Genomic DNA, 23,937 nt, shown 5'->3' on the forward strand with positions numbered 1-23,937 from the left:
CGTCCGCGACGTCAGGAAGGGCTCATCATGTCAGAGCCGCACACCTCCGGCGGCCCCGTCGTGCGCACGCCCTCGGCCCGATCCCTGCGCGGACTCGACGCCCTCAACTTCTTCCTCGCCGACGTGCGCGACGGCCTCGGGCCGTATCTCGCCATCTACCTCATCGCCGTGCGGGGGCCGGACCAGGGCTGGAACGAGGCCACCACCGGCCTGATCATGACCATCGCGGGCATCGCCGGCCTCATCGCGCAGACGCCGGCCGGCGCCCTCATCGACCGGACCAGCGCCAAGCGCGCCGTGGTCATCGCCGGGGCCATCGCGGTGACGGCGAGCTGCCTCCTCCTGCCGTTCATCTCGAACTTCTACCTCGTGGCCGCGACCCAGTCGGTGGCCGGCATCGCCGGGGCGATCTTCCCGCCGGCGCTCGCCGCCATCACGCTCGGCGTCGTCGGCCCGAAGTTGTTCGCCAAGCGCATCGGCCGCAACGAGGGCTTCAACCACGCCGGCAACGCCGTCTCGGCGGCCATCGCGGGGGGCACGGCCTACTTCTTCGGCCCCATCGTGGTGTTCTGGCTCATGGCGATCCTGGCCTTCTGCAGCATCGGCGCCATGCTGATGGTGCCGGCCGACGCCATCGACGACGACCTCGCCCGCGGCCTCGACCACGGCGAGGGCAAAGCCAAGTCGAGCAAGGCCGAGGCCGCTGGCGAGGAGCCTTCGGGCTTCACCGCGCTCCTGAAGAACAAGTACCTCGTGCTGTTCGCCGTGTTGGCGGCCCTGTTCCACCTCTCCAACGCGGCGATGCTGACCTCCGTCGGCCAGCTGCTGACCAAGCTCTCGGGCAAGGACAACGCCACCTCGCTCATCGCCATCTGCATCGTGGCGGCGCAGCTCGTGATGGTGCCGGTGGCGGTGTTCGTCGGCGCCAAGGCCGACGCCATCGGCCGCAAGCCGATCTTTCTCGCCGCCTTCGGCGTGCTCGCGGTGCGCGGCGTGCTCTACACCCTGTCGGACAACCCGTTCTACCTCGTCAGCGTCCAGCTCCTCGACGGCATCGGGGCCGGCATCTACGGCGCCCTGTTCCCCCTCGTGGTCGCCGACCTGACCCGCGGCACCGGGCGGTTCAACGTCTCGCAGGGGGCGGTCGCCACGGCCCAGGGCCTGGGCGCCGCCCTCTCGGCGACGCTGGCCGGCGTCATCATCGTCTCGGCGGGCTATTCCACGGCCTTCCTGGCGCTGGCCGCCATCGCGGCCGCGGGCTTCGCCCTCTACCTCTTCGCCATGCCGGAGACCTACGGCTACGAGCCCGGCCGCCACGACGCCTCCGGCGGGGGCGCGGCGCCCGTGCCGGCCGCGGCGGTCTAGGCGGGTTTCCATGTCGGCCCGCGACGACCTACTCGCCTTCGCACATATCGGCGACCTGCACCTCACCGAAGCGGACGCGCCCAACGCCCGCGACTTCACCGCCATCGTGGACCAGATCAACGCCGCCGACGGGCTCGATTTCGTCTACCTGCCGGGCGACAACGCCGACAACGGCACGCCCGCGCAATACGCCCTCGTGCGCGCGGGCCTCGACCGGCTGCGTCTGCCGGTCCACGTGATCACCGGCGACCACGACGTCGAGGGCGGCAGCCTCGACGCGTTCCATGCCGGCCTCGACGCGCGGCCCCTGCCCTACGCCATCGACGTGTCGGGCCTCCGCTGCCTGTTCCTCGACATGAGCGGCCCCGGTTCCGGCGGACCCGACTTCCGCCTCGGCGAAGCGCAGCTCGCCTGGCTGGAGCACGAACTGGTGCAGGCCGATCGGGAAGCCCGCGACTGCGCCCTGTTCATGCACACCTACCCGGCCGACCTCGCGGGCGACGGCGAGGCGGAGCGCGTGGCGCACCTCGTCTCGAACGGGCGGGTCCGCCTCGTCGAGATGGGCCACACCCACTACAACGAGCTCGCCAACGACGGTCGAACAGTGTTCGCCGCCACCCGTTCGACCGGACAGATCGAAGAAGGCCCCGTGGGCTACGCCGTCGCCGCCATCGACCGGGGCGTGGTGAGCTGGCGCTTCAAGGACCTGGTCCGGCCCTGGCCCTTCGTCCTCGTCACCGCCCCGGCCGACCGCCGCCTCGCGCACGACGCGGCGCATCCCGAGCACATCGTCGGCGAGACCCTCGAGGTCCGCGCCCTCGTCCTCGGCGCGGCTCCCGTCGCCGCCTGCAGCGTCAGCGTCGACGGCGGTCCCTGGCAGGCGATGGTTCGGGCCGAGGGCGACCGGCGCTACCGGGCCCGCATCGCCTTCCCCCACCACGCCCGCCGCCTCGTGGTGCGGGCGGAGGACGCGGCCGGCGGCACGGACGAGGATGCCGTCGAGCCCGCCCGGGATGCGGCCGGCATCCCGGTCTCGAAGGGCCTCGGCAGCGATGCCGACGCCGTCGGCGCCTGGCCCGAGAAGGGGATCCTCGGCACGCAGCTCGGTCCCAACCGTAACGGCCGGCCCTGGTAGGCACCCGCCCGACCCCCACGCCGCCTCCCAGTGCCTCGACGGACCAGCCCGATCATGTTCGCTCTACCGATGACGCCCCATCTCGCCACCTGGATCATCGCCGGGCTCGCCACCCTCGGGGTGATCGTGCGTCCGTTCGCGTGGCCCGAGGCCGTCTGGGCGGTGCTGGGGGCCGCCGCCCTCGTGCTGCTCGGCCTGATCTCGCCTGAGACCGCCTGGGAGGGCGTGCGCAAGGGCACCGACGTCTACCTCTTCCTCGTCGGGATGATGCTGATCTCGGAGGTCGCCCGGCAGGAGGGACTGTTCGACTGGCTGGCGAGGATCGCGGTGCGGGCCGCCGGGGGTTCGGCCACCCGGCTGTTCCTCCTGGTCTACCTCGTCGGCACCGTGGTGACGGTGTTCCTCTCCAACGACGCCTGCGCGGTGGTGCTGACCCCGGCGGTCTACGCCGCCACCAAGGCGGCCCGGGTCGAGAACCCGCTGCCCTACCTGTTCATCTGCGCCTTCATCGCCAACGCGGCGAGCTTCGTCCTGCCGATCTCGAACCCGGCCAACCTCGTCGTCTACGCCACCCACATGCCGCCGCTGATGCAGTGGCTCGCCCGGTTCGCGCTGCCGTCGGCCCTGGCGATCCTCGCCACCTACGCGGTCCTACGCCTGACCCAGAACGGGGCACTCAAAGCGCAGACCGTGGCGCGGGACGTCGAGGCGGTGCGGCTGTCGGGCACCGGCAAGGTCGCGGGCGCCGGCATCGTCGCCACGGCGGGCGTCCTGCTCGCCGCCTCCGCCTACGGCCTGGAACTCGGCCTGCCGACCTTCTGCGCCGGCCTCGCCACCACCCTGGTGGTGCTGGCCATCAAGCGCGGCGGCGCCGTCGACGTGGTGAAGGACGTGTCGTGGAGCGTGCTGCCCCTGGTGGCCGGCCTGTTCATCCTCGTCGAATCCCTGGAAAAGACCGGCGTGCTGGCGATGATCGTCGCTTGGCTGAAGGCGGTGGCCGAGGCCTCGCCCGGACAGGCGGCCTGGGGCGGCGGCCTCCTCGTCGGCGTGCTCTCCAACGTCGTCAACAACCTGCCCGCCGGCCTCATCGCGGGGGCTGCGGTCCAGGCGGCGGACGTGTCCGAGCGGATCGCCGGCGCCATCCTCATCGGCATCGACATCGGTCCGAACCTCTCCGTCACGGGGTCGCTCGCCACCATCCTGTGGCTCACCGCCATCCGCCGCGAGGGCCAGGACGTGAGCTTCTGGCGCTTCCTCAAGCTCGGCCTGCTGGTGATGCCGCCGGCCCTGATCCTGGCGCTCGCGGGCCTCCTGCTCGTCTGACGGCCTGCGTCCTGTGGGACGGCCTCGGCTCGTCCGACCGCCTTCCGCTTCCTCGAACTCCCGCCCCAAGGCCGCCCGTGAACCCCGCCCTCCTCTATCCCTTCATCCTCGTCGCGGGCGCCCTCCAGGCGCTCGGCAATTCCATGAACGCGCAGCTGCGCGGCCGGCTGGTGAACCCGTGGCTCGCCGCCACGGTATCGTTCCTGCCCATCGTGTTCGTGTTCGCGACCCTGTTCCTCGTGATGCCGACGCCGCTCCCGACCCTCGAGACCCTCGGTAAGATGCCCTGGTACGCGCCGCTCGGCGGCGTCGCCGGCGCGGTGGCGGTGTTCGGCGGCCTCGCCTTCATCGACAAGGTCGGGGCGGGCCCCTTCAACGGCCTGACGCTGACGGCCAACATCCTGGCGTCGCTGGCCATGGACGCGTTCGGGCTGTTCGGGCTCCAGGCCGGCGGGTTCAAGGTGATGCCTTGGCTCGGCGGGCTGCTGATGGCGGTGGGCGTCGTGTTCATCGCCCGCACCACGGCGGACAAGGAAGACGGCAAGGCCGAGGGGCACGGCCTCAACCCGAAGCTGCTCTATCCCTTCATCGTCGGCGCCGGCATCCTGCAGGCGGTGGGCGTCGTCTGGAACGCCGGGCTGCGCGGCGCCCTCGTGAACCCGTGGCTCGCCGCGACGGTGTCGTTCCTGCCCGTGGTGTTCGTGTTCGCCCTCGTCTTCCTGCTGCGGCCCACCCCTCTGCCGACCCGGAAGGACGTCGCCGGCGTGCGCTGGTGGATGCCGCTTGCCGGCATCACCGGCGCGGTGGCGGTGTTCGGCGGCCTGCTGTTCGTTGACAAGGTGGGGGCCGGCGCCTTCAACGGCCTGCTCATCACGGCGAATCTCCTGACCTCGGTGGCCCTCGATCATTTCGGCTGGGTCGGCATGCGCCAGGTCAAGGCCGGGCCGTCGCGGCTCGGCGGCGCCGCCCTGATGGTGGCGGGCATCGTCCTCATCTCGCTGTTCTGACCGGGACGCCCCCGGTCGAGCGGCAGGCGCGGCCCGTGCCCGGCCGCGCCTGCCGCAGACCAGGAAGCGCGAAAGGGCGGGCGGATCACGCAGATTCGTCCTGTTTTCGTCGCCGAACGTGCGGTTTAAGTGCGGATAAGCACCGGGACCATTGGCCTTTTCCGGCCGCACCGTGCTAAACGGAACCATCCCGCCTGAAGCCGATCCGCGCGAAGGTGTGTGGACTAGCCCCTCCGCCGCGCGACCGTCGCCCATGCGCGGTCCATCCGGTGCGTGTCGTGGCCTCGACGGTCGCAGAGCCGCGCGCGTTCCTCGCGCTGCGGCCCGCCCTCGCAGCCGTGCGCGATCCTTCAGGAGGGGTCGAGGATAGGAATGCAATGAGCGACGAGACCGACGCCCGGACCCGATCCGAAGAGCGTGCCGAGCGGGCCGAGCGGATGGCCAAGGAAGGCGCCGAGGCCATGGCCGAGCATATCGCCTCCGTCAAAGCCGTCGACGAGCGCACCGTGAAACTGCGCGCCCTGCGCCTCGCCAAGGAAGCCGCGGACGCGGAAGCCAAGGCCGCGGCGGCCGCCGCCGCGCCGCCGAAGCGCAAGCGCTCGTCCTGAGACCCGCGCCGGAGGATCGACCCATGGCATTCGAGCGCTCCCGTCGTCCGAGCGACCCCCGTCAGGCGGCCGAGGCCGCCTTCAAGGCCGCGACCACCAAGGCCCCCGAGGCGGCGCCCGCCACACCGGCCCGCCCCGCCCCGACGTCCCAGGCAGGCCCGGCCGTGCCGGGTGCGCGCGAGATGGTGACCCTGCGCCTCGACCGCGCCGTGCTGGAGCACTTCCAGAAGGACGGCCCCGGCTGGCAGGACCGCGTCAACGCCGCCCTCAAGGCCGCCGTCGGTCTCTGAGGGTTGCCGTCGGCCTCTTAGGTTACCGTCGGCCTGGAAGGCTGCCGTCGGCTTGTGAAGGCCGCCTTCGGCCTCTTTAGGCCGACGCCGGGCCCTGGCCGAACCCGCCGCGCTTCAGCCGCATCACGACGCGGTCGAGGGTGCCGAGATAGGCCGAGCGGTCGCGGGCCGAGAACGGCTTCGGGCCGCCCGTAATGGCGCCGGCCTCGCGCAGATCCTGCATCAGGTTGCGGGTGGCGAGCGCCATGCCGACGGAGTTCTCGCTGAACGGCTTTCCCGTCGGCGCGATCACTTCGGCGCCGGCCTTCACGCACCGGGCGGCGAGCGGCACGTCGGCCGTGACCACGATGGCGCCGGGCCGCGCCCGCTCGGCGATCCAGTCGTCGGCGGCGTCGAACTTGTCGCTCACCACCACGCGCTCGATCCAGGGTTCCCGCGGCACCTGCAGGAAGCTGTTGGCGACCACCACCACGGTGAGGCAGTGGCGCCCCGCCACCCGGTAGGTCTCGTCCTTGACCGGGCAGGCATCGGCATCGATGTAGACCACGATCGTGCGGGCCTCGTTCTCCGAAGTGCCGTTCTCCGAAGTTCCGTTCTTCGGTGCATCGTTCTCCGGCGCGTCGCTCATCGGGCCGCCACCGTGCGGCGGGGGAGGACGACCGGTTCCGTCCGCGTCACCGGCACGATGCGTTCCAGGGTCGAGACGTTCATGGGCTGGCCGCGTCCGCGCAGGGCATGCGCCCCCAGGGACCGGGCGGCGATGCCGGCCGGCAGGTAGGGCAGGCGCGCCAGGAGATCGTCCGACACGAGGATCTCGGTGCCGAGCGGCCGGCACAGGGATTCGATGCGGGCGGTGACGTTCACGGCGTCGCCGAAATACGCGATCTTGTGGCGGTCGACGCCGACTTCCGCCGTGACCACCGAGCCGCCGTGCAGCGCCGCCCGCAGGCGCGGCACCGTGCCGAATCGCGCCCGCCACGCCTCGGCCTCCGACTCGATCCGGTCCATCACGTCGAACACGCAGGCGACGCAGCGCGCGTTCTTCAGGCCGCGCGCCATGGGCCACGTGATCATCGCCATGTCGCCGATGTAGTCGTCCGTGGAACCGCTGTTGCGGCGCACGGGCTCGGCCATGGCGGCGAAGACGGCGCCGAGATAGGCCTGGGCCGTCAGGTCGCCGTGGGTCTCGGCGAACGCCGTCGAGCCGACGACGTCGAGGAACAGGAAGATGCGCTCCTCCCGCACCGGGCGGTGGTAGCGCCCGACGAGGAAGTTCACGAACACCTCGCCGCCGATGAGGTCGCGCATCCGGATCACGAAGACGAGGAGCGCCGAGACGGCGAGGCTGTAGGCCAGCACCCGGGGGGTGATCTTGATCGCATGGGAGAGATCGTCGTCGGTGAGCCCGAGCGACCAGACCACGAGGCCGCCGAGGGCGATGCCGGCGGCGATCATGAGCACGTAGGCGAGTTCGGCGGCCGGCACGTAGAATTTCGCCGGCAACCGCCGCATCCGCACCTGGAGTCCGCCGAGGATCAGGCCCCGGTCGAAGGCCAGGGTGGTGGCGCCGACGCACAGGCCGTAGGCGAGTCCGGCGAGCGGGGTCGCGCCCCCGGCGAACAGGACGTTGTAGAGCAGGCCCGCCCCGCCGCAGGCAACGAGGATGAGAACCCAGAACCAGCGGTGCTGCGGCAGCATCAGGCGTGATCCGGGATGCGGAAGGTGTGGCGGGATTCGGCGCGGGACGGGAACGGAGCGGCACTGCCCACGGGACATCCCTCGCGATGGTGCCGGCGCCACGCGGGCGGCGCTGTCGAAGCGGAACCGTACGCCCCCTGCACACCGTCGCATGATGGCGCCAGTATGGCCGCGCCGCCTCGGCTGCGTCGAATGCCGCCCGGCCGCGTTGGGAATGGACGCAACGGGGAAAGGTCGGGACGATGAGGCAACGCGGGTTCGGCGGCACGGGCCGCGACGTGGCGGTGATCGGCCAGGGCACCTGGCGCCTCGACGACGACGACCGCGCCCGGGCACTGGCCGCCCTTCGCGCCGGGCTCGATGCCGGCATGACCCATATCGACACCGCCGAGATGTACGGCGACGCCGAGCCCCTCGTCGCCGAAGCCATCGCGGGCCGGCGCGAGACCGTGTTCCTCGTCTCCAAGGTGCTGCCGTCGAACGCCTCGCGCGCCGGCACCATCGCGGCCTGCGAGCGCTCCCTCCAGCGGCTCGGCACCGACCGCCTCGACGGCTATCTCCTGCACTGGCCGGGCTCCCACCCCCTGGAGGAGACGATCGCGGGGTTCGAGACCCTGAAGGCGAGCGGCAAGATCCTGTCCTGGGGCCTGAGCAACTTCGACGTGGACGGCCTCGATGCGGTGCTGCACCTCGCGGGCCCCGGGGCCATCGCGTGCAACCAGGTGCTGTATCACCTGCAGGAGCGCGCCATCGAACACGCCGTCGCGCCGTGGTGCCGGCGCAACGGCGTCGCCCTGGTGGCCTACTCGCCCTTCGGCAGCGGGGCTTTCCCCGATCCCGGCAGCCGGGGCGGCCGGGTGCTCGCCGGCATCGCCGAGGCCCACGCCACGACCCCGCATGCCGTGGCCCTCGCCTTCCTCACCCGCCACGACGGCGTCTTCGCCATCCCCAAGACCGCCTCGCCGGATCGCGCCGTCGCCAACGCGACGGCCGGTGACCTCGTGCTCTCGGCCGCCGAGATCGCCGCCCTCGACGCCGCGTTCCCGCGCGGGCCCCGCCCGCGCCATCTGCCGATGCTGTAAGGTCGGTGGAGAAAGGGCGCATGGAATGCGCCCCGGGGACGCCGGTTCTTCGCTATCGTGATCCCCATCGACAGGGTGCCGGACGCCTCCGCTACTCCCCGACCCCGAACAGCTTCTCGAGGAAGTTCCGGTCGTCCTGGCTCGGGCCGGCGCGGCGCGGGGCGGCGGCGGCGACGCGCGGGGCGGGTTGGGGCTCGCCCAGCAGGGCGCCGAGGACGCCGCCCGGTCCCCCGGTGGCGCCCGTGGTGGCCGGGGCCTCGGCGGGGGCGCGGTTGCGCCAGCTCTTGGCACCGGGCAGCATCACCGGCGTCTGCCCCTTGAGCGCCGTGGTCATGTAGGCCTTCCAGACCTCGCCCGGCAGGTTGCCGCCCGAGACCTTCTTGGTCGACTCGCCATCGTCGTTGCCGAGCCAGACCCCCGTCACCAGGGTGGCGGAGTACCCGACGAACCAGGCATCGCGAAAGTCCTGGCTGGTGCCGGTCTTGCCGGCGAGATCCCAGCCCGGCACCTCGGCTTTCTTCGCCGTGCCGGTCACGAAGGTCTCGTGCATCATGGCGTTCATCATCGAGACGGCGTTCGGCTCGATCACCCGGCCGAGGCCGCCGTCTTTCCGCTTGTAGAGAACCTTGCCGTCGGCCGCCTTCACGCTGGCGATGACGTACGGGATCACGCCCGTGCCGCCGTTGGCGAAGGTCGCGTAGGCGCCCACGAGTTCCAGCGGCGTCACCTCCGAGGTGCCGAGCGCGATGGAGCCGTTGGCCTGGAGCGGCGACGCGATGCCGAGGCGCTGGGCCGTCTGCACCACGGTCCTCGGGCCGACCTCCTGGCCGAGGCGCACGGCGACGGTGTTGAGGGAGAGCGCCAGGGCGTCCCGCAGGGTCACGGGCCCGCGATAGTCCCGCGAATAGTTCTCGGGGTTCCAGCCCTTGATGTTGACCGGCGCGTCCTCCCGCACGGTGTCGGGGGTCAGGCCGTGCTCCAAAGCCGCGAGGTAGACGAACGGCTTGAAGGCCGAGCCCGGCTGGCGCTTGGCCGTGGTGGCGCGGTTGAACTGGCTCTGGGCGTAGTCCCGCCCGCCCACCAGGGCGCGGATCGCCCCATCCGGCCGCAGGGAGACCAGGGCGCCCTGGCCGACGTTGAACTTCGCGCCCTTGAGGTTGAGCTCGTCAACCAGGGCCTTCTCGCCCGCCGCCTGCAGGGTGGTGTCGACGGTGGTGGCGATCACGATGTCGGATTCGAACTTCGGCAGGAAGTCGTCGAGCACGTCCATGACGAGGTCGGCGACGTAATTGGCCGAACCGCCGCCCCGCGCGCCCGCCGGCCGGGCCGGTTGCGCCAGCGCCACCTTCACGTCCGCGGGCTTGGCGAACCCGAGATCCTCCATGGCGGCGAGCACCTGGGCGGCACGGGCCTGGGCGGCGGGCAGGTTGCGGTTCGGCGCCAGTCGCGACGGCGCCTGGACGAGGCCGCCGAGCATCGCGGCCTCCGCCAGCGTCACGGCCTTGGCGGGCTTGCCGAAGTAGCGCTGCGCCGCCGCCTCTACGCCGTAGGCGCCGGCGCCGAAATAGACCCGGTTCAGATAGAGTTCGAGGATCTCGTCCTTGGTGTATTTGTGCTCCAGCCACAGGGCCAGGATCGCCTCCTGGATCTTTCGCGAGGCCGAGCGCTCGGGGGTCAGGAACAGGTTCTTGGCGAGCTGCTGCGTCAGGGTCGAGCCGCCCTGCGACACGCCCCGGCGGGTGATGTTCTGGGCCATCGCCCGGGCGATGCCCACGGGATCGACGCCGAAATGCGCGTAGAAGCGCCGGTCCTCGATGGCGACGAACGCGCGCGGCAGGTACGGCGGCAATTCCTTGATGCCCACCACCCGGCCGCCGGTCTCGCCCCGGTTGGCGAGCAGCGAGCCGTCGCTCGCCAGGATCGCGATGTTGGGCGGGCGCTTGGGCACCGCCAGCTGGTCGATGGGGGGCAGCTGCGAAGCGTGGTAGGCCACGAGCCCGGCGATGCCGATGCAGGCCCACAGGCCGAGCACCACGCCCGCATAGACGAAGCGGCCGAGCAGCGAGCGCCGCCGGGCTTTTCGCGGGCGCGCCTTCGCGGGCGCCGCGGCGCGCTCCGGTGCCTCGGCGCGCCGTCCCTTGGTCTCGGTTGCCCGTCGTGCCACGCCGCCCCCTGCGCGATCGGCCCGCGACAGGCGCAGGTCGAGGCTGGCCGGGTCCGACGCGCGCCCCTCGGGCACGTCGAAGTTCGGCTCACCCCGCCCGTCGCGTCCGCGTCCCTTCGCCATGCGCCCCGCTTCAGTCCCGAACAATCCCACCCGTGGGCGTGCCCCGGTTCCGCACGGTAAATACGGCGGGTTTAAGGGTTCCTTAGCGCTGCCGGAATGGCGACGGTTGCCCCCCGGGTCCGCTCGGGCGTGCGGCGACGCGCCCGGTCCCCGAACCGGAACGGCCCGGCCCGCGCGCCGTTTTCCGTGTCCTTCCGGCCAGGACCCCGCGATGCTCAACCTCCTCGTCGCCGACGGCAACGACCGCGACGGCCGTGCCCGGCACACCGACGCCACCGGGTCGACCTCGGCCGAATCCTACGCGGCGATCCTCGGCGAAATCGCCCGGGCGCGCGGCGGGGCGGCCTGCACCTGTACGCTCGTCAGCCCGGCCGATGCCGATGCGGCCCTGCCCGAGGGCACGGAACTCTCCGCCTATTCCGGTCTCGTGATGACGGGCTCGACCCTCAAGCTCGCCGACGGCTCCCCGGCGGTGACCCGCCAGATCGACCTCATGCGGGCGGCTCTGGCCGCCGGCCTTCCGGTCTTCGGCTCGTGCTGGGGCATGCAGGTCGCCGCCGTGGCGACGGGGGGCGAGGCCGGACCCAACCCGAAGGGCGGCGAGTACGGCTTCGCCCGCGACCTCGCGCCGACCCCGGCCGGGCGCGCCCACCCCCTGCTCGCCGGCCGGCCCGACCGCTTCGACGCCCCGGCGGTGCACGGCGACGCGGTGCTGCGGCTGCCCGCCCACGCCACCCTGCTCGCCAGCAACGCCTGTTCGATCCAGGCCATCGCCATCGCGCACGGGCCGGGCGTGTTCTGGGGCACGCAGTACCACCCCGAGACCGACCTCGACGTCCTCGGCATCATGCTGCGGATGAGCGCAGCGGAGATGATCGCGGACGGCCAATGCGCCGACGAGGCGGCGGTGGCGGCCTTCGCCGACGACCTCACCCGCCTCCACGCCGACCGCGCCGGGCATCCGGACATCCTCGCCCGCCACCGCCTCGACGCGCAGATCCTGCAGGACGCCGACCGTCGCCGCGAGATCGGCAACTTCCTCGACCTGATCGCGATGCCCCGTCAGGCCGCCGCCTGAGGCGCCAGCCCCGACCTGACCGGTGCGCGCTCGGCCACGATGTGGAAGGCGGCCGGGCGGCGGAAGAGGAACGACAGCCGGGTGTGCCGGACCAGGCGCTCGAGGCCGAGGGGCACCAGCACGGCGACGAGGGTAACGACGAGGCTGGCCCAGCCCACATCGGTGATCGCCCCGGTCTTGACGATGAGGGTGCGGGTGAGCGCCATGGGCAGGAAGAACCCGAGATAGATGGCGATGGAGCGGCTGCCGCAGGCGCGCAGGGCCGCCGTCACCGGACCGCCGGCCAGGGTCAGGAGCGACGCGCCGGCCACGATGGCGAGCGCCCCGACGCCGCCCAGGACGAGGCTCAGGCCGGGCAGGCTCGCGAGGGTCGGGTGAGCGGTGCCGCCCGAGGGCGTGAAGACCAGCACGCCCTCGACCAAGGCCCAGAGCCCGAGACCGGCGAGGGCTGCGCGCGGATGGGCCCGCACCCGGGCGGCGAACCCGAAGATCCGCTCGGCGAACAAGTAGCCGACGACGAACCAGACGTAGCGCGAACAGAACTCCTCCAGGAGGTAACTCTCCGTGTGCACAGGCACGACCTGCAGGGCGGCGGCGGCCCCGAGGAGCAGGGGCCACGGCACCCGCCGCAGCAGCTTCGTCACCACGGAGAACACCGCCAGCAGGTAGATGAACCACAGGGTCGAGTACGGCTCCACGAGGGCCAGGGCGAGGTGCTGCGCGAAGGCGCCCGGACCCGCCCCCTCGGTGATGGCGCCGTACTTGGCGAGGGACTGGATCACCACCCACAGGAGGTAGAAGTAGGCGAAGTGCACCACCCGGCGGTCGGCGAACAGGCGCCAGTCCCGGTCGATCACCCGCCCGAGGAACAGGCCCGACAGCAGGAAGAAATCCGGGATGCGGAACGGTTTCGCGAAGGCCACCACGTGGTGGACGAAGCCCTCGCTCACGAGTCCCGCCGCGGCCAGATCCGGCGGCGTCATGGCCTCCCCGGTGCCCAGGGTGGAATGCATCATCACCACGAGGACGATGCACAGCCCCTTGGCGACATCGACCCAGGCGAGCCGCCCGGCACCTGCCCCCTGCTCCATAGCCCCGCGCGCTCCCAGCAAATCGGGTGCGATCCTCCCGCCGCATTCGTTAAGGCCCGGATACCGGCGGCGGCGACGCCTCTGGGCGCCTCAGATCGTGGCGAAGGCCGGGTTAAGGGAATCCCCGAAACCCGGTCAGGACGGTTCGCGCCGGGCGGACTTGCGGGTGCGGGTCAGGCGAGTGGCCGCGTGGAAATCATCGGGCTTCGTCCGCACCCAGGCGAGGAAGCGGGCCATCTCGGGGTCCTGGCGCAGCGCGTCCGTATCGGCGAGGCGCCGGGCGATCTCGGCCTCGCTGTAGCGGGCGTGGATCGCCGAATGGCAGATCTGGTGCAGGCGCACGGTGCCGGCCTTGGCCCCGCCCTTCAGCTTCGGCGTGAGGTGATGCAGGCTCGACTTGGCGCGGGGCGGGATCGGCCGCTCGCACAGGGGGCAGATCACCGGCGCGCGGACGGGCGGCCCGTGGGTGGAGGGATCGTCCGCCTGCCAGCGCCGTTCGCGTCGTCCCATATGCGTTCTCTCAGGGGGTCGCGGCGGCCATCGCGTGGCACGCGTCGCCGGGGATGAGCGGCTGAAACACGGCCCGCGCCGCCGCGTCGCGCGCGCCCAGGATCGAGACGTGATTGCCGGGGATCGCTTCGAGATGCCCGCGCGGGCCTGCGAGGGTCGCGAGGCGCCGGGCGAGCTTCACCGGGATCACCCCGTCCTGCAGGCCGTGCACCACGAAGACCGGGCCGGTGGTGTCCGCGATGCGCAGGTCCGAGCGGTAGGTGTCCCACAGGAACAGGCGCGGCACGAAGGGATAGCGCAGGCCGACGAGGTGATGGAGCGAATCGAACGGCGCTTCGAGGTAGAGGCCGAGATGCGGCGCGCGGGCCCCCACCGCCACCGCCACTGCGGCCCCGAGGGAGTGGCCGTGAAGCAGGATCGGCGCCCCCGGCGCCCGGTCCGCCACGGCGGCGTGGGCGGCGAGACCATCCATGACGAGGCCGTCCTCGCTCGGATGCCCGGTCGAGCCCGGATACCCCCGATACGCGATGGCGAGCACGCCCCAGCCCGCCCACGGCCCCTCGGTGAAGCGCTGTGCCAGGGGCTCGGGGGCCGAGGCGTTGCCGTGGAAGCTCAGCACCACGCCGCAGCCGGGGGCGGGCGGACGCCAGAACCCGATGAGGCGCTCCCCGTCCGGGGTCGTCAGGGTGAGGGCCGTGGTGCCCGGGGGCGCGAGGCGCGCCTCGGCCTCCGCCGGCCGAGGGAAGAACGCGCCCGGATAGATGAGGTGGCGCTGGAACACCGCCAGCACCCCCAGGATGGCGGCGCAGAGGCCGAGGCCGCCGAGGAGGACGCTGAGCAGGAGAAGTCGCATGGAAGTCCGGCGTGCCGGGTGGTGCGGCGGAGGAAGAAACTCCCTGCAAGGTGGGGACTGGACATCCCGGTGTCACCAGCGATGTTGCGTCGCGCGATGGCGGGGCGGATGAGTCACGGATCGCGGGCGGCGTGGGGAACGGAATGCAGCAGACCACGTCGCGGGACAGCCTCGGCCGGACCGGCCCCGGCGCCAGCGCCAATTTCCTCCTCATCGTGCTCCTGGTCAGCGGGCTCGGCTTCGCCATCGGCGTCGGCTGGATCGCCGGATCGGGCGCCGGGTTCGCCTTCGTGCTGTCGGGCTGGATCTTGAGCCTGTGCCTGCACGAGTTCGGCCACGCCTACGCGGCTTGGCGGGGCGGCGATGCCAGCGTCGAGGAGGCCGGCACCCTCACCCTCGATCCGCGCCGCTACGCCGATCCCGTCACCACCCTGGTGCTGCCGGTCCTGTTCACGATCCTCGGCGGCATCGGCTTCCCCGGCGGGGCGGTCCGCATCGACCTGTCGGCCCTGCGCGGCCGCCTGTGGCCGAGCGCCGTCGCCCTCGCGGGACCGGCCATGACGGGCGCGGCGCTGCTCGGCTTCGTGCTGCTCTATCATCTGGCGAGCCCGGACTCGGACACCCTGCGGGCGGTGCTCGCCGTCTCGGCCCTGTTCCAAGGGATGGCCCTCGTCCTCAACCTCGTGCCGATCCCGGGCCTCGACGGCTACGCCGCCGCGCGGCCGTGGGTGCCCGCCGCATGGCAGGCCGTGGGCGATGCGGGTGCCCGCCATGCCGGCCTCGTGCTGACGGTGCTGTTCCTGTTCTCCGGCGCCTTCAGCCGGCTTCTGTTCCGGACGAGCCTGCGGCTCACCACCCTGATGGGCGTCGACCCCGCCGACGTGGTGGCGGGATACCGCCTGATCCGCCTGTGGTGAGGCGGGCCCACCACCGTCCGCGTGCCGCGCGCGCGCGGGTTTCGTGCTAAGGCGGCGTCCCTGTCCGGAGGCGATCCCGCCCGGTGGAGACCGTGATGGCCCTCAAGACGACGTTCCTGGTCCAGACCTTCGTGATCAAGCGCAAGCGCCTCGTGCCGGGCGACCGCGAGGTGGCGCCCACGGAGAGCGGCGCCTTCAAGAAGGCGGAGGCCATGGCGGGGCGCTTCCCCGGCACCGCCGCCATTCGGGTGGTGGCCGACGACGAGACCGGCGAACTCGAGAGCGCCGCCATCTTGGCCCAGTTCGGCGAGGTGCCGGACGACTTCGCGGAAAGCCTCCAGGGCTCCTGAAACGCGGGTTCCTGAAACGCGGGCTTCTGAAACGAAGAAGGCCCCGGCGCGGTGAGCGCCGGGGCCTTCTTCGTTCGATCGTGCATCACCTACGGGCAGGCGTGACGCTGGCCGTCATTGCCGAGATAGGTGCCCGACTGGCGGTCGTAGGACCGGAAGCGACGGACGCAGTAGGCGTCGTCCCGCTGAGGGGCGACTTCTGTCTCGACGGCGTAGCCGGCCGGCGCATAGCCGCCGCCATAGGCACCGTAGCCACCACCGTAATAGGCCGGGGCGTAGCCGCCACCGTAGTAATCGTCGCCATAGAAGCCGCTGCCGAGGCCGTAACCGATTCCCGCACCGGCGAGCCCCAGGCCGACGCCGAGGCCGAGACCGCCGTAGCCGCGGCGGTAGCCGTAGCCGCGCCCGCCCCGGTCATCGGCGAACCCGCCGCGGTAGCCGCCCCGGTTGAACCCGCCGACGCCGCCACGATACCCGCCAAGCGCCGCGCCGCCGCCGAACCCGGCCGCCGTCGCGCCGAGCCCACGGCCGCCGCCGAAGCCACGTCCCGCGAAGCCCTGACCGCCGCCGAACCCGCGCCCGGCTAGGCCCTGGCCGCCGAAGCCGCCGCGCCCACCGCCCATCATGCCGCCGCGGAACCCACCACCGCCCGCGAAGCCGCCGCCGCCGAAGCCACGGCCGCCCCCGCCGAAGCCGCCCATATGGCCACCGCCGCCGCGAAATCCGCCCCCGCCGCGCGCGTCGGCCTGGGCGGGAATGAGAATGAGAGCCCCGACCATGGCGGCCGATGCGAGGAGAATGCGATTCATGGTGATGATCCGCGTTGCAGCGCCGGTCCGGAACGGAGGCGCGTTTGGAGGATCAACGCTGCCGTCAACGCAAGGTTCGAACCGTGACCTTGGCGTTCGTTCCATCCGTCGACGGCTCGGTCCCGGACGGGGTCTGGGCTGACCCTGGGGTCCCAATGGAACTCCGCTCACGAAAATGCTACCTTGAGTTTATAATAGATGGAGTGATAAACCTTAGGTTATTTATTTCTTGGGTGGACCGGCCGCAGAGACCGGGATCACAAGGACAAGCCCATGGACATCAAAGTCAATGATTCCGACTGGAACGGCCTGACGGGCGAAGAGCGGGACAAGATTCGTACGATCATCACTCAGATCTTCAAGCAGGATCACAATATCGTCGGAGACAAGACGCAGACCGCCGATGCGCAGCAGCTTGATTCGATCTTCTGAACGCTGGCCTGCAATGCCGCCCAGGGCCTGGCCGAAGCGGCGTGCAACGCCATCCCGAACCCGACCGGGAAGCAGGTATGCCTGATCGCGGCGCAGCAGGCCGGCGACTTCTGCCGAAGCAAGTGCTGAACACCATGGGCGCGACAGCCGCGCCGAACCGACTTTGACGACGCCGCCGAGTCGCAGGGCTCGGCGGACCGACCGTGGCGGGACTTTCGGCGGAAACGCCCGTGTACGGCTGCGACGATTGACAAATCGGGCGCAGGCGTCGAACCTGGAACGATTCCGAGGGGGGCTCCGAGACCGGGAGCTGAGATTGGGCGCGACGCCCTGACCCTTGAACCTGATCCGGTTCGTACCGGCGGAGGGACGGGAATGCTTTCGCCGCGCCATTGCGTGGTGTCCCCCACCCAATGCTGTTCCTAACGAATCCGGGTCGCCTCCCACGCCAGGAGCACGCCCGATGAACAAGCCCGTTTTGCCCCAGGATCTCCCCCACGATCTTCCGCAAGGTCTTCCCAAAGGCTCGCCCCAGGCGGTGACCACCGGCCCGATCATGGGGTCGCACAAGGTCTACGCGGCGGTGGCCGGGCATGACGACATCCGGGTGCCGTTCCGCGAGGTGACCCTGAGCGACCCGAAGGAGGCCCCCGTGCGGGTCTACGATCCGTCGGGGCCCTACACGCAGACGGACGCCAACATCGACCTCAACGCCGGCCTGCCGCTGATCCGCGATCCGTGGATCGCCAAGCGCGGCTACGCCACGGTGACGCCGCGCGCGGTCAAGCCCGAGGACAACGGCTTCGTGCCCGAGGACAAGCTCGTGGCCCCGTGTCCGGCGCAGCGCCTCATCCGCAAGGCCGGCCCCGGCCAGATGGTGACGCAGTACGAGTTCGCGAAGGCCGGGATCATCACGGAAGAGATGATCTACGTCGCCCACCGTGAGAACCTCGCCCGCGAGACGATGCTGGAGGGCGCGCAGGACGCGCTCAATGACGGCAACAGCTTCGGCGCGGCGCTGCCGGCCTTCATCACCCCCGAATTCGTCCGCGAAGAGATCGCGCGCGGCCGGGCCATCATCCCGGCCAACATCAACCACCCCGAGGTGGAGCCGATGGCCATCGGCCGGAACTTCCTCGTCAAGATCAACGCCAACATCGGCAACTCGGCCGTCACCTCCTCGGCGGCGGAAGAGGTCGAGAAGCTGGTCTGGGCGACCCGCTGGGGCGCCGACACGGTGATGGACCTCTCGACGGGCCGCAACATCCACAACATCCGCTCGTGGATCGTCCGCAACTCGCCGGTCCCGATCGGCACGGTGCCGATCTACCAGGCCCTGGAGAAGGTGGGGGGCGATCCGCTCAAACTCGACTGGGAGGTCTTCAAGGACACCCTCATCGAGCAGGCCGAGCAGGGCATCGACTACTTCACCATCCACGCCGGGGTGCGCCTCGCCCACGTGCCGCTCACCGCGCGCCGCGTCACCGGCATCGTCAGCCGCGGCGGCTCGATCATGGCGCGCTGGTGCCTCGCCGGGCACCGCGAATCGTTCCTCTACGAGCGCTTCGACGAGATCTGCGACATCATGCGGGCCTACGACGTGTCGTTCTCGCTGGGCGACGGCCTGCGCCCCGGCTCCATCGCCGACGCCAACGATGCGGCCCAGTTCGCCGAACTCGAGACCCTCGGCGAGTTGACGAAAATCGCCTGGGACAAGGGCTGCCAGACCATGATCGAGGGCCCCGGCCACGTGCCGATGCACAAGATCAAGGTGAACATGGAAAAGCAGTTGGAGGAGTGCGGCGAGGCGCCGTTCTACACCCTCGGGCCCCTGACCACCGACATCGCGCCCGGCTACGACCACATCACGTCGGGCATCGGGGCGGCCATGATCGGCTGGTTCGGCTGCGCCATGCTCTGCTACGTCACGCCGAAGGAGCATCTCGGCCTGCCCAACCGCGACGACGTGAAGGAAGGCGTGATCACCTACAAGATCGCCGCCCACGCCGCCGACCTCGCCAAGGGCCATCCGGCGGCGCAACTGCGGGACGACGCCCTCTCCCGCGCCCGGTTCGACTTCCGCTGGGAGGACCAGTTCAACCTCTCCCTCGATCCCGACACGGCGCGCGCCTACCACGACGAGACCATGCCGAAGGACGCCCACAAGGTGGCGCACTTCTGCTCCATGTGCGGCCCGAAATTCTGCTCGATGAAGATCACGCAGGATCTCCGCGCCGAGGTGCTCGCCATGGAGGCGGCGGGCCAGGTTCTCGGCGAGGCCACCCCCATGAGCCAGGCCGAACGCGAGGCCGGCATGGCGGCGAAATCCGCCGAGTTCCAGGCCGAGGGCGGCAAGCTCTACGTGGACGCGGCGGAGTAGAGCGGAGGGGGCCGCTTCCATGCGCGGACGGTCCCGACCGGTCTTCACACTTGCGATGCGTGCGCCGTCTTCCCCTATGGGAAGGCGGCGCACGGAGTCTGCCCAGCCGACGACTGACCATTCTTGCATTCTCAGCGGGCTTCGGCCGGCATGTCTCGGATTTGGGACATGAGGAACGTCTCGGCCCGTCGCCAGGCCTCATCCGTATCGCCGCGGAAGTTGAGGTCTCGGGAGTAGATATCCCGGCCGGTGCGCGCATCGACGATACGGGCCCAGAGCTGCATGATCAGCGTGCTGCTCTTGTGGACGACACCGATGAAGATCGTTTCAGCTCCGTGTGCCTGAGCGACCTTCAAAAGACAGGCGGTTTCTTCGGATCGGCAATCCTGTCGGAGCCGGTCCGCAGTGATGACCGACGCCCGGTACAGGCCGGAGCGGGTCAGGTCGCCCGCAAGGTGGTCGGCGAAGTCCACCAGCCGCTTGGCATGCTGTGAGGCTTGATCGGTCGGCTCGTTCGAGGTGTCGAGAAGCTTGATCGGCAGGACGACGAGCGTTGACGGTACCGCCCCTGCCGCGTGGGCAGGTGAACAGACGACGGCCGCGATCAGAAGTCCGAACCCGCCGATCTTCATGAGGCTGTTGCCGCACGAGCCTAGAGTAACTCTCTTTGGCATCGTCGCGCTCCGACTGTTTCTGCAAGCTTCGAGAACCTCGCCCATCACGCGCCTGCGCCGGCTTGCGCTGCGAGGAGCGACTTGAACTCGGGGATTCCAAAAGTCGCTTGAACGGTCAGGTTCGCGGCGAGAATCTCGTAGATCGGCCCGTCAACCTCGCGATTCGTGAAATAGACGATCGCGTCTTGGTCGCCGCCGCCCTCGGTATGGGGCTCGCCCCCTGCCTGTCCCGCAACATAGCTGCCGACTGGACGGACCTCCTGAAGCGTCCCGTCTGGACGGTAGATCTTCAATTCGCCCTGCAGGACGAGCGTGCGATAGGCCGCGCCAAGACGATGCAGTAGGAGTCGCTCGTTTGCCTTGAACTTGAAAAGCAGATCGACGATCCGGGCTTTTTCGTCGACGCTCAGGATGTGATAGGCCGCATGTTCGAAGCCATCGATCGTCCGCCATGTGACGTGGCGGTCGCCGAATCCAAGTGTTGGCCTTGCAATTGTTGTCATGGTGTCCTCCCGTTGTGTCCTGATTGGTATCAAGTACAAGCGTCGTCCATGACCTCCGTTCACTCGGGACGACTGTGCTCGTTGGCATCTCCAGAAATACGCCGGTTCCACCAGTCCCTCTTGCCATTTGGTGCCAACGCATCGACCCTCACCGCGGGAGGCGCTTATGCCGGGGTACGGCCTGACCAGGGCACGGACGATGGGACCGATCGCGGCGGCCGTGTCGGCGGCCGGCGGTTCGTTGGCGCGGGTGTTCGGTAAAGCCGGGATCCCGCTTACGCTCCTCGACACGCCCGACCGCCTGATCCTGCTGCGTGACCAACCCAAGCTGATCGATGCGGCCATTCGTGAGATCGGTGATCCCGCCCTGCCGGCACGGCTCTCCTTAAGCACCGGCATCGCGGGGCTCGGGCCCATCGGAGTTCAGGTTCGTGCCGCCGAAACGCTTGGGGCGGCTCTGGCGCGGGTGGAGGTCGTCACACCGCTTCTCCTCCAGACCGCGACCTCGACGGGGCTGCGTCGGCAAGGAGCGAATGCCTTCTACGAGTATGCCGTCGCCGAACGGATCGAGAGCGGGCGTCAAGCGAACGAAATCCTCGCCCTCGGATATCTGTTGGGCACCGTGCGCCATTTCCTCGGACCAGCATGGCGGCCGGAGCACGCCGTGGTGACGGGAGCGACCTTGACCGGGCGAGCTCAGATCCAGGAGTTGTTCGGCTCGGAGGTCATTCTAGGGGCTCGGGCCGGTCTGATCTTTTCCTTGGACCACCTGGACGCGCCGAACCCGAAGCGTCACGATCCCGGCGTTCCGGCGACGGGCGAGGACGAGCCGATCGGCGATGACCTGGCGGCTTGCGTCGCACACTTGATCGAACTTGGCTTGGACGAAGCGCGCCCTTCCATCGACGGGATCGCGCGCCGCCTCGGCCTTTCCCGCCGTTCCCTGCAGCGTCGTTTGGACGATGCCGGGACACGCTATGCCGACATTCAACAACGCATCATGGCCCGTCGTGCCAAGACTCTGCTCGCTGAACCGGCGCTCCCCATTGGACGAATAGCCTGTGAACTCGGCTATACGGACGGCTCGCATTTCACGCGTGCATTTCTGGAATGGACCGGCATGACGCCAAGTCAATGGCGTCGCGATGTCCGTCTTCGGGGACCGGCCAAAAGCCTTTGAATGACACGGTCGAGGGGAAGGCGGATCGGCGACATGCACTCCTCTCGTTCGCGTTCGATCACCACCGAGATGCCTTGCAGCCCGACCGAGCCCGACGCGTCGGAGACTACTCGCACGCCGCCCGCGCCCTCCCCCTGGATCGCCGGACTCGACGGGTGTCGCGGCGCCTGGGCCGGGGTGCTGCTCAACCTTGCCGACGGGCGCCATCGCGCCGCCCGGTTCGCAACCGTGGCCGACCTCGTCGACGCCCCCGAGGCGCCGGCCTTCGTCGGCATCGACATCCCCATCGGCCTGCCCGACCGGATCACGGATGGCGGGCGCGTCGCCGATCGGGCGGCGCGGGCCTATCTGGGCCATGGGCGGGCGAGCGTGTTTCCGATGCCGCCGCGCGCGGCCGTCCATGCGCCCGATTACGAGACCGCCAAGGCCCTGTCGCGGGCGGGCAGCGACCCGCCCTTCGCCCCCTCGATCCAGGGCTGGAACATCTTTCGGAGTGTGCGGGAGGTCGATGGCCTGCTCCGAGCGCGGCCCGATCTGTGCGACCGCCTGCACGAGGTCCATCCCGAGGTCGCGTTCCGGCGCCTCAACCGGGACCGGGCCCTTGCGGCTTCGAAGAAGACGCCGGACGGGCAGGCCGCGCGTCGGGCGCTGCTTCTCGGCGCCGGGCTGCCCGAGGCCCTGGTCGCGGCGCGCCCCGCCGGCATCGGCGCCGACGACCACCTCGACGCCCTCGCGGCCCTGGTGGTGGCCCGCGACCTCGCGCGTGGCCGCGCCGTACCGATGCCCGATCCGCCGGGGCGCGATGGCTTCGATCTCCCCATCGTGATCTGGGCGCCCGGCGACGTGTCGTAAAACACTAGCGTGCCGGCCATTTCACGCTAAATGACGGTCCTGACAGGTGAAAGCCGACGCGATCGAAGAAAATATCCTTGTCCGACGGATTAGAATATTTTTCTCGATGCTGGGATGCCGCACAATACTTCGGAATGACCCGATGACAGCACCGACCTCCGCGCCCAGCGCACCCGACACCGTGCACCCGCCGGTTCGCGAGGTCGCCCGCGCCCTCGTGTTCGATCCGGCCGGGCGCCTGCTCCTCATCGCCTACGAGTCCGTCCGGCCCATCGATCCGGCGAATCCCGACAACCGCACCTTCTGGTTCATGCCGGGGGGCGGACTGGAGCCGGGCGAATCCCATGTCGAGGCCTGCCGGCGTGAACTCGAAGAGGAGATCGGCGTTGCCGATGCGCCCATCGGTCCGCAGGTCGCAGGCTGCGACGGGCCCTTCCACCTGTTCCGGACGTCGCGCGATGCCCGCGAGCGCTACTTCGTGGTGCGGCTGCCCGACGACCGTATCGACACCCGGCGCCTCGCCGAGACGGAGGACAACCCCGTCCTCGGCACGCGCTGGTGGACCCTCGACGAACTCGACGCGACGTCCGAGCGCATCGAACCCGCCGGGCTTGCACGCGTCGCGCGCGCCGTCCTGGGTGGCACCCTTCCCGCAACGCCCGTGGCCCTGAACTGGCACGGCACCCGATGAAAGGCCGATCCGAGATGACCACCCCCCGCACCGGTACGTTCCCCGAGAAGCTCAAGGAAGGCTACCAGTCCTTCGTCGAACGCCGCCTTCCCGACGAGGCCAAGCGCTATTCCGGCCTCGCCAAGTCGCAATCCCCCGAAGTCCTCCTCATCGGTTGCTGCGACAGCCGCGTCTCACCCGAGGTGATCTTCGACGCGGGTCCGGGTGAACTGTTCGTGATCCGCAACGTCGCCAACCTCGTGCCCCCCTGCGAGGAGCAGGGCGGCGAGTTCCACGGCACGTCGGCGGCTATCGAGTTCGCCGTGCAGGGCCTGGAAGTGAAGCACATCGTCGTGATGGGTCACGCCACCTGCGGCGGCATCAAGGCCTTCGCCAGCCCGTCGAACCCCCTGTCGGAGGGCGACTTCATCGGCAAATGGGTATCCCTCGTGAAGTCGGCCGCCGAGAACGTCGAGGACCAGAACGGGCCGGACTACCTCACTCGCCTCGAATACGCGATGGTCGGCGAGAGCTTGAAGAACCTCATGACCTTCCCGTTCGTCCGCGAACGCGTCGAGGCCGGCACGCTGACACTGCACGGCGCCCACTTCGGCATCGAGCGCGGCGAACTCCTCGTGCGCGATCCCGAGACCGGCGACTTCCGGCCCGCCGTCGACATGGCCGGCAAATCCATTAGCCAGACCGCGCTGATCAACTGCCAGGAGGCGTAGGACGCACGCCTCACCCGACGCAATCGGGGATGCACGATGTGGAAGGGTGGCTCGCGTGGTCCTCGCATTCGAAGGGCCGCCGAGTCACCCTATTCTCATGAATGCATCCAGC

25 protein-coding genes and 1 riboswitch are annotated in these 23,937 nt (G+C 70.3%); of the genes, 16 read left to right on the top strand and 9 right to left on the bottom strand.

What is annotated here, in order from left to right; genetic code table 11:
* Nucleotides 1-27 precede the first annotated feature (27 nt).
* The 6 genes from ASF52_RS08380 to ASF52_RS08405 all read left to right on the top strand — a co-directional run bounded on the left by ASF52_RS08380 (nucleotide 28) and on the right by ASF52_RS08405 (nucleotide 5,728).
* The gene (locus tag ASF52_RS08380) at nucleotides 28-1,365 is read left to right on the top strand and encodes an MFS transporter (protein ID WP_056170505.1); all 1,338 of its coding nucleotides are present in this window, start codon (nucleotides 28-30) and stop codon (nucleotides 1,363-1,365) included.
* A 10-nt stretch (nucleotides 1,366-1,375) separates the two neighbouring features.
* Entirely contained in the window at nucleotides 1,376-2,500 is a 1,125-nt protein-coding gene (locus ASF52_RS08385; protein ID WP_056170508.1) for a metallophosphoesterase family protein, read from the top strand.
* A 54-nt stretch (nucleotides 2,501-2,554) separates the two neighbouring features.
* Nucleotides 2,555-3,823 (top strand): arsenic transporter, encoded by a 1,269-nt coding sequence (locus tag ASF52_RS08390; protein WP_056170511.1) that lies wholly within the window; start codon nucleotides 2,555-2,557, stop codon nucleotides 3,821-3,823.
* Between the two features lie 77 nt (nucleotides 3,824-3,900).
* Nucleotides 3,901-4,830, top strand: coding sequence for a DMT family transporter (locus ASF52_RS08395; protein ID WP_056170514.1), 930 nt, complete (start codon nucleotides 3,901-3,903; stop codon nucleotides 4,828-4,830).
* A 377-nt stretch (nucleotides 4,831-5,207) separates the two neighbouring features.
* Nucleotides 5,208-5,438, top strand: a complete 231-nt coding sequence (locus ASF52_RS08400) for a hypothetical protein (RefSeq protein ID WP_056088527.1) — start codon at nucleotides 5,208-5,210, stop codon at nucleotides 5,436-5,438.
* A gap of 23 nt (nucleotides 5,439-5,461) precedes the next feature.
* Nucleotides 5,462-5,728: a BrnA antitoxin family protein gene (locus ASF52_RS08405; RefSeq protein WP_056170517.1), complete on the top strand. Its 267-nt coding sequence runs from the start codon at nucleotides 5,462-5,464 to the stop codon at nucleotides 5,726-5,728.
* 76 nt (nucleotides 5,729-5,804) lie between these two features.
* On the opposite strand, the gene ASF52_RS08410 is transcribed toward ASF52_RS08405, so the two are convergent.
* Together ASF52_RS08410 and ASF52_RS08415 are read right to left on the bottom strand one after the other, a co-directional pair.
* Nucleotides 5,805-6,356 carry a YaiI/YqxD family protein gene (locus tag ASF52_RS08410; protein ID WP_082515237.1) on the bottom strand — a complete coding sequence of 184 codons (552 nt, stop codon included), beginning with the start codon at nucleotides 6,354-6,356 and terminating at the stop codon, nucleotides 5,805-5,807.
* Nucleotides 6,353-7,426, bottom strand: a complete 1,074-nt coding sequence (locus ASF52_RS08415) for an adenylate/guanylate cyclase domain-containing protein (protein ID WP_056170519.1) — start codon at nucleotides 7,424-7,426, stop codon at nucleotides 6,353-6,355. The genes ASF52_RS08410 and ASF52_RS08415 overlap by 4 nt, the downstream gene beginning before the upstream one ends.
* A gap of 242 nt (nucleotides 7,427-7,668) precedes the next feature.
* On the opposite strand from ASF52_RS08415, the gene ASF52_RS08420 reads away from it, so the two are divergent.
* Nucleotides 7,669-8,508 carry an aldo/keto reductase gene (locus ASF52_RS08420; RefSeq protein ID WP_056170522.1) on the top strand — a complete coding sequence of 280 codons (840 nt, stop codon included), beginning with the start codon at nucleotides 7,669-7,671 and terminating at the stop codon, nucleotides 8,506-8,508.
* Nucleotides 8,509-8,599: 91 nt separating this feature from the next.
* Here the strand turns inward: ASF52_RS08420 and ASF52_RS08425 are convergent, their stop codons facing one another.
* Nucleotides 8,600-10,795, bottom strand: a complete 2,196-nt coding sequence (locus ASF52_RS08425) for a transglycosylase domain-containing protein (protein WP_056170525.1) — start codon at nucleotides 10,793-10,795, stop codon at nucleotides 8,600-8,602.
* 211 nt (nucleotides 10,796-11,006) lie between these two features.
* Between ASF52_RS08425 and ASF52_RS08430 the strand changes: the two genes are divergently transcribed.
* A complete protein-coding gene (locus ASF52_RS08430; protein ID WP_056170528.1) occupies nucleotides 11,007-11,873 on the top strand; it encodes a type 1 glutamine amidotransferase in 867 nt (288 codons plus the stop codon).
* Here the strand turns inward: ASF52_RS08430 and ASF52_RS08435 are convergent.
* The 3 genes from ASF52_RS08435 to ASF52_RS08445 all read right to left on the bottom strand — a co-directional run bounded on the left by ASF52_RS08435 (nucleotide 11,858) and on the right by ASF52_RS08445 (nucleotide 14,327).
* Nucleotides 11,858-12,964 carry an acyltransferase family protein gene (locus ASF52_RS08435; protein WP_056170531.1) on the bottom strand — a complete coding sequence of 369 codons (1,107 nt, stop codon included), beginning with the start codon at nucleotides 12,962-12,964 and terminating at the stop codon, nucleotides 11,858-11,860. The genes ASF52_RS08430 and ASF52_RS08435 overlap by 16 nt on opposite strands.
* A 135-nt stretch (nucleotides 12,965-13,099) precedes the next feature.
* The gene (locus tag ASF52_RS08440) at nucleotides 13,100-13,474 is read right to left on the bottom strand and encodes a hypothetical protein (RefSeq protein ID WP_056170534.1); all 375 of its coding nucleotides are present in this window, start codon (nucleotides 13,472-13,474) and stop codon (nucleotides 13,100-13,102) included.
* Between the two features lie 10 nt (nucleotides 13,475-13,484).
* Nucleotides 13,485-14,327 (bottom strand): alpha/beta hydrolase, encoded by an 843-nt coding sequence (locus ASF52_RS08445; protein WP_056170537.1) that lies wholly within the window; start codon nucleotides 14,325-14,327, stop codon nucleotides 13,485-13,487.
* A 143-nt stretch (nucleotides 14,328-14,470) separates the two neighbouring features.
* Between ASF52_RS08445 and ASF52_RS08450 the strand changes: the two genes are divergently transcribed.
* Together ASF52_RS08450 and ASF52_RS08455 are read left to right on the top strand one after the other, a co-directional pair.
* Nucleotides 14,471-15,244, top strand: coding sequence for a site-2 protease family protein (locus tag ASF52_RS08450; RefSeq protein ID WP_056170542.1), 774 nt, complete (start codon nucleotides 14,471-14,473; stop codon nucleotides 15,242-15,244).
* Between the two features lie 95 nt (nucleotides 15,245-15,339).
* Nucleotides 15,340-15,594, top strand: a complete 255-nt coding sequence (locus ASF52_RS08455; RefSeq protein WP_056170750.1) for a hypothetical protein — start codon at nucleotides 15,340-15,342, stop codon at nucleotides 15,592-15,594.
* A gap of 89 nt (nucleotides 15,595-15,683) precedes the next feature.
* Here the strand turns inward: ASF52_RS08455 and ASF52_RS08460 are convergent, their stop codons facing one another.
* Nucleotides 15,684-16,403, bottom strand: a complete 720-nt coding sequence (locus tag ASF52_RS08460; protein WP_056170547.1) for a BA14K family protein — start codon at nucleotides 16,401-16,403, stop codon at nucleotides 15,684-15,686.
* A 273-nt stretch (nucleotides 16,404-16,676) separates the two neighbouring features.
* On the opposite strand from ASF52_RS08460, the gene ASF52_RS22490 reads away from it, so the two are divergent.
* On the top strand, nucleotides 16,677-16,835 hold the full coding sequence (locus ASF52_RS22490; RefSeq protein WP_156630006.1) for a hypothetical protein: 159 nt from the start codon (nucleotides 16,677-16,679) through the stop codon (nucleotides 16,833-16,835).
* A gap of 278 nt (nucleotides 16,836-17,113) precedes the next feature.
* A riboswitch (TPP riboswitch) is annotated at nucleotides 17,114-17,222 on the top strand.
* A 76-nt stretch (nucleotides 17,223-17,298) separates the two neighbouring features.
* Nucleotides 17,299-19,215: a phosphomethylpyrimidine synthase ThiC gene (gene thiC, locus ASF52_RS08465; protein ID WP_056170551.1), complete on the top strand. Its 1,917-nt coding sequence runs from the start codon at nucleotides 17,299-17,301 to the stop codon at nucleotides 19,213-19,215.
* 131 nt (nucleotides 19,216-19,346) lie between these two features.
* Here the strand turns inward: thiC and ASF52_RS08470 are convergent, their stop codons facing one another.
* Nucleotides 19,347-19,847 carry a DUF2380 domain-containing protein gene (locus ASF52_RS08470; RefSeq protein ID WP_056170556.1) on the bottom strand — a complete coding sequence of 167 codons (501 nt, stop codon included), beginning with the start codon at nucleotides 19,845-19,847 and terminating at the stop codon, nucleotides 19,347-19,349.
* A gap of 86 nt (nucleotides 19,848-19,933) precedes the next feature.
* Nucleotides 19,934-20,392 (bottom strand): hypothetical protein, encoded by a 459-nt coding sequence (locus ASF52_RS08475; RefSeq protein WP_056170559.1) that lies wholly within the window; start codon nucleotides 20,390-20,392, stop codon nucleotides 19,934-19,936.
* A 199-nt stretch (nucleotides 20,393-20,591) separates the two neighbouring features.
* Between ASF52_RS08475 and ASF52_RS08480 the strand changes: the two genes are divergently transcribed.
* The 4 genes from ASF52_RS08480 to ASF52_RS08495 all read left to right on the top strand — a co-directional run bounded on the left by ASF52_RS08480 (nucleotide 20,592) and on the right by ASF52_RS08495 (nucleotide 23,825).
* A complete protein-coding gene (locus ASF52_RS08480) occupies nucleotides 20,592-21,572 on the top strand; it encodes an AraC family transcriptional regulator (RefSeq protein WP_244473748.1) in 981 nt (326 codons plus the stop codon).
* A 33-nt stretch (nucleotides 21,573-21,605) separates the two neighbouring features.
* Complete coding sequence (locus ASF52_RS08485) at nucleotides 21,606-22,424, top strand: DUF429 domain-containing protein (RefSeq protein ID WP_443136664.1); 819 nt, start codon at nucleotides 21,606-21,608, stop codon at nucleotides 22,422-22,424.
* 142 nt (nucleotides 22,425-22,566) lie between these two features.
* On the top strand, nucleotides 22,567-23,115 hold the full coding sequence (locus ASF52_RS08490) for an NUDIX hydrolase (protein ID WP_056170571.1): 549 nt from the start codon (nucleotides 22,567-22,569) through the stop codon (nucleotides 23,113-23,115).
* Nucleotides 23,116-23,129: 14 nt separating this feature from the next.
* Nucleotides 23,130-23,825 carry a carbonic anhydrase gene (locus tag ASF52_RS08495; protein WP_056170574.1) on the top strand — a complete coding sequence of 232 codons (696 nt, stop codon included), beginning with the start codon at nucleotides 23,130-23,132 and terminating at the stop codon, nucleotides 23,823-23,825.
* Nucleotides 23,826-23,937 lie beyond the last annotated feature (112 nt).

Source organism: Methylobacterium sp. Leaf112 (assembly GCF_001423295.1).
Taxonomy (GTDB): Bacteria; Pseudomonadota; Alphaproteobacteria; order Rhizobiales; family Beijerinckiaceae; genus Methylobacterium.

Bases quoted from the DNA above. Each gene is read 5' to 3' on its own strand.
- ASF52_RS08380 (WP_056170505.1), top strand. From the start codon at position 28: ATGTCAGAGCCGCACACCTCCGGCGGCCCCGTCGTGCGCACGCCCTCG.
- ASF52_RS08385 (WP_056170508.1), top strand. From the start codon at position 1,376: ATGTCGGCCCGCGACGACCTACTCGCCTTCGCACATATCGGCGACCTG.
- ASF52_RS08390 (WP_056170511.1), top strand. From the start codon at position 2,555: ATGTTCGCTCTACCGATGACGCCCCATCTCGCCACCTGGATCATCGCC.
- ASF52_RS08400 (WP_056088527.1), top strand. From the start codon at position 5,208: ATGAGCGACGAGACCGACGCCCGGACCCGATCCGAAGAGCGTGCCGAG.
- ASF52_RS08405 (WP_056170517.1), top strand. From the start codon at position 5,462: ATGGCATTCGAGCGCTCCCGTCGTCCGAGCGACCCCCGTCAGGCGGCC.
- ASF52_RS08410 (WP_082515237.1), bottom strand. From the start codon at position 6,356: ATGAGCGACGCGCCGGAGAACGATGCACCGAAGAACGGAACTTCGGAG.
- ASF52_RS08415 (WP_056170519.1), bottom strand. From the start codon at position 7,426: ATGCTGCCGCAGCACCGCTGGTTCTGGGTTCTCATCCTCGTTGCCTGC.
- ASF52_RS08420 (WP_056170522.1), top strand. From the start codon at position 7,669: ATGAGGCAACGCGGGTTCGGCGGCACGGGCCGCGACGTGGCGGTGATC.
- ASF52_RS08425 (WP_056170525.1), bottom strand. From the start codon at position 10,795: ATGGCGAAGGGACGCGGACGCGACGGGCGGGGTGAGCCGAACTTCGAC.
- ASF52_RS08430 (WP_056170528.1), top strand. From the start codon at position 11,007: ATGCTCAACCTCCTCGTCGCCGACGGCAACGACCGCGACGGCCGTGCC.
- ASF52_RS08435 (WP_056170531.1), bottom strand. From the start codon at position 12,964: ATGGAGCAGGGGGCAGGTGCCGGGCGGCTCGCCTGGGTCGATGTCGCC.
- ASF52_RS08440 (WP_056170534.1), bottom strand. From the start codon at position 13,474: ATGGGACGACGCGAACGGCGCTGGCAGGCGGACGATCCCTCCACCCAC.
- ASF52_RS08445 (WP_056170537.1), bottom strand. From the start codon at position 14,327: ATGCGACTTCTCCTGCTCAGCGTCCTCCTCGGCGGCCTCGGCCTCTGC.
- ASF52_RS08450 (WP_056170542.1), top strand. From the start codon at position 14,471: ATGCAGCAGACCACGTCGCGGGACAGCCTCGGCCGGACCGGCCCCGGC.
- ASF52_RS08455 (WP_056170750.1), top strand. From the start codon at position 15,340: ATGGCCCTCAAGACGACGTTCCTGGTCCAGACCTTCGTGATCAAGCGC.
- ASF52_RS08460 (WP_056170547.1), bottom strand. From the start codon at position 16,403: ATGAATCGCATTCTCCTCGCATCGGCCGCCATGGTCGGGGCTCTCATT.
- ASF52_RS22490 (WP_156630006.1), top strand. From the start codon at position 16,677: ATGGACATCAAAGTCAATGATTCCGACTGGAACGGCCTGACGGGCGAA.
- thiC (WP_056170551.1), top strand. From the start codon at position 17,299: ATGAACAAGCCCGTTTTGCCCCAGGATCTCCCCCACGATCTTCCGCAA.
- ASF52_RS08470 (WP_056170556.1), bottom strand. From the start codon at position 19,847: ATGAAGATCGGCGGGTTCGGACTTCTGATCGCGGCCGTCGTCTGTTCA.
- ASF52_RS08475 (WP_056170559.1), bottom strand. From the start codon at position 20,392: ATGACAACAATTGCAAGGCCAACACTTGGATTCGGCGACCGCCACGTC.
- ASF52_RS08480 (WP_244473748.1), top strand. From the start codon at position 20,592: ATGGGACCGATCGCGGCGGCCGTGTCGGCGGCCGGCGGTTCGTTGGCG.
- ASF52_RS08485 (WP_443136664.1), top strand. From the start codon at position 21,606: ATGCACTCCTCTCGTTCGCGTTCGATCACCACCGAGATGCCTTGCAGC.
- ASF52_RS08490 (WP_056170571.1), top strand. From the start codon at position 22,567: ATGACAGCACCGACCTCCGCGCCCAGCGCACCCGACACCGTGCACCCG.
- ASF52_RS08495 (WP_056170574.1), top strand. From the start codon at position 23,130: ATGACCACCCCCCGCACCGGTACGTTCCCCGAGAAGCTCAAGGAAGGC.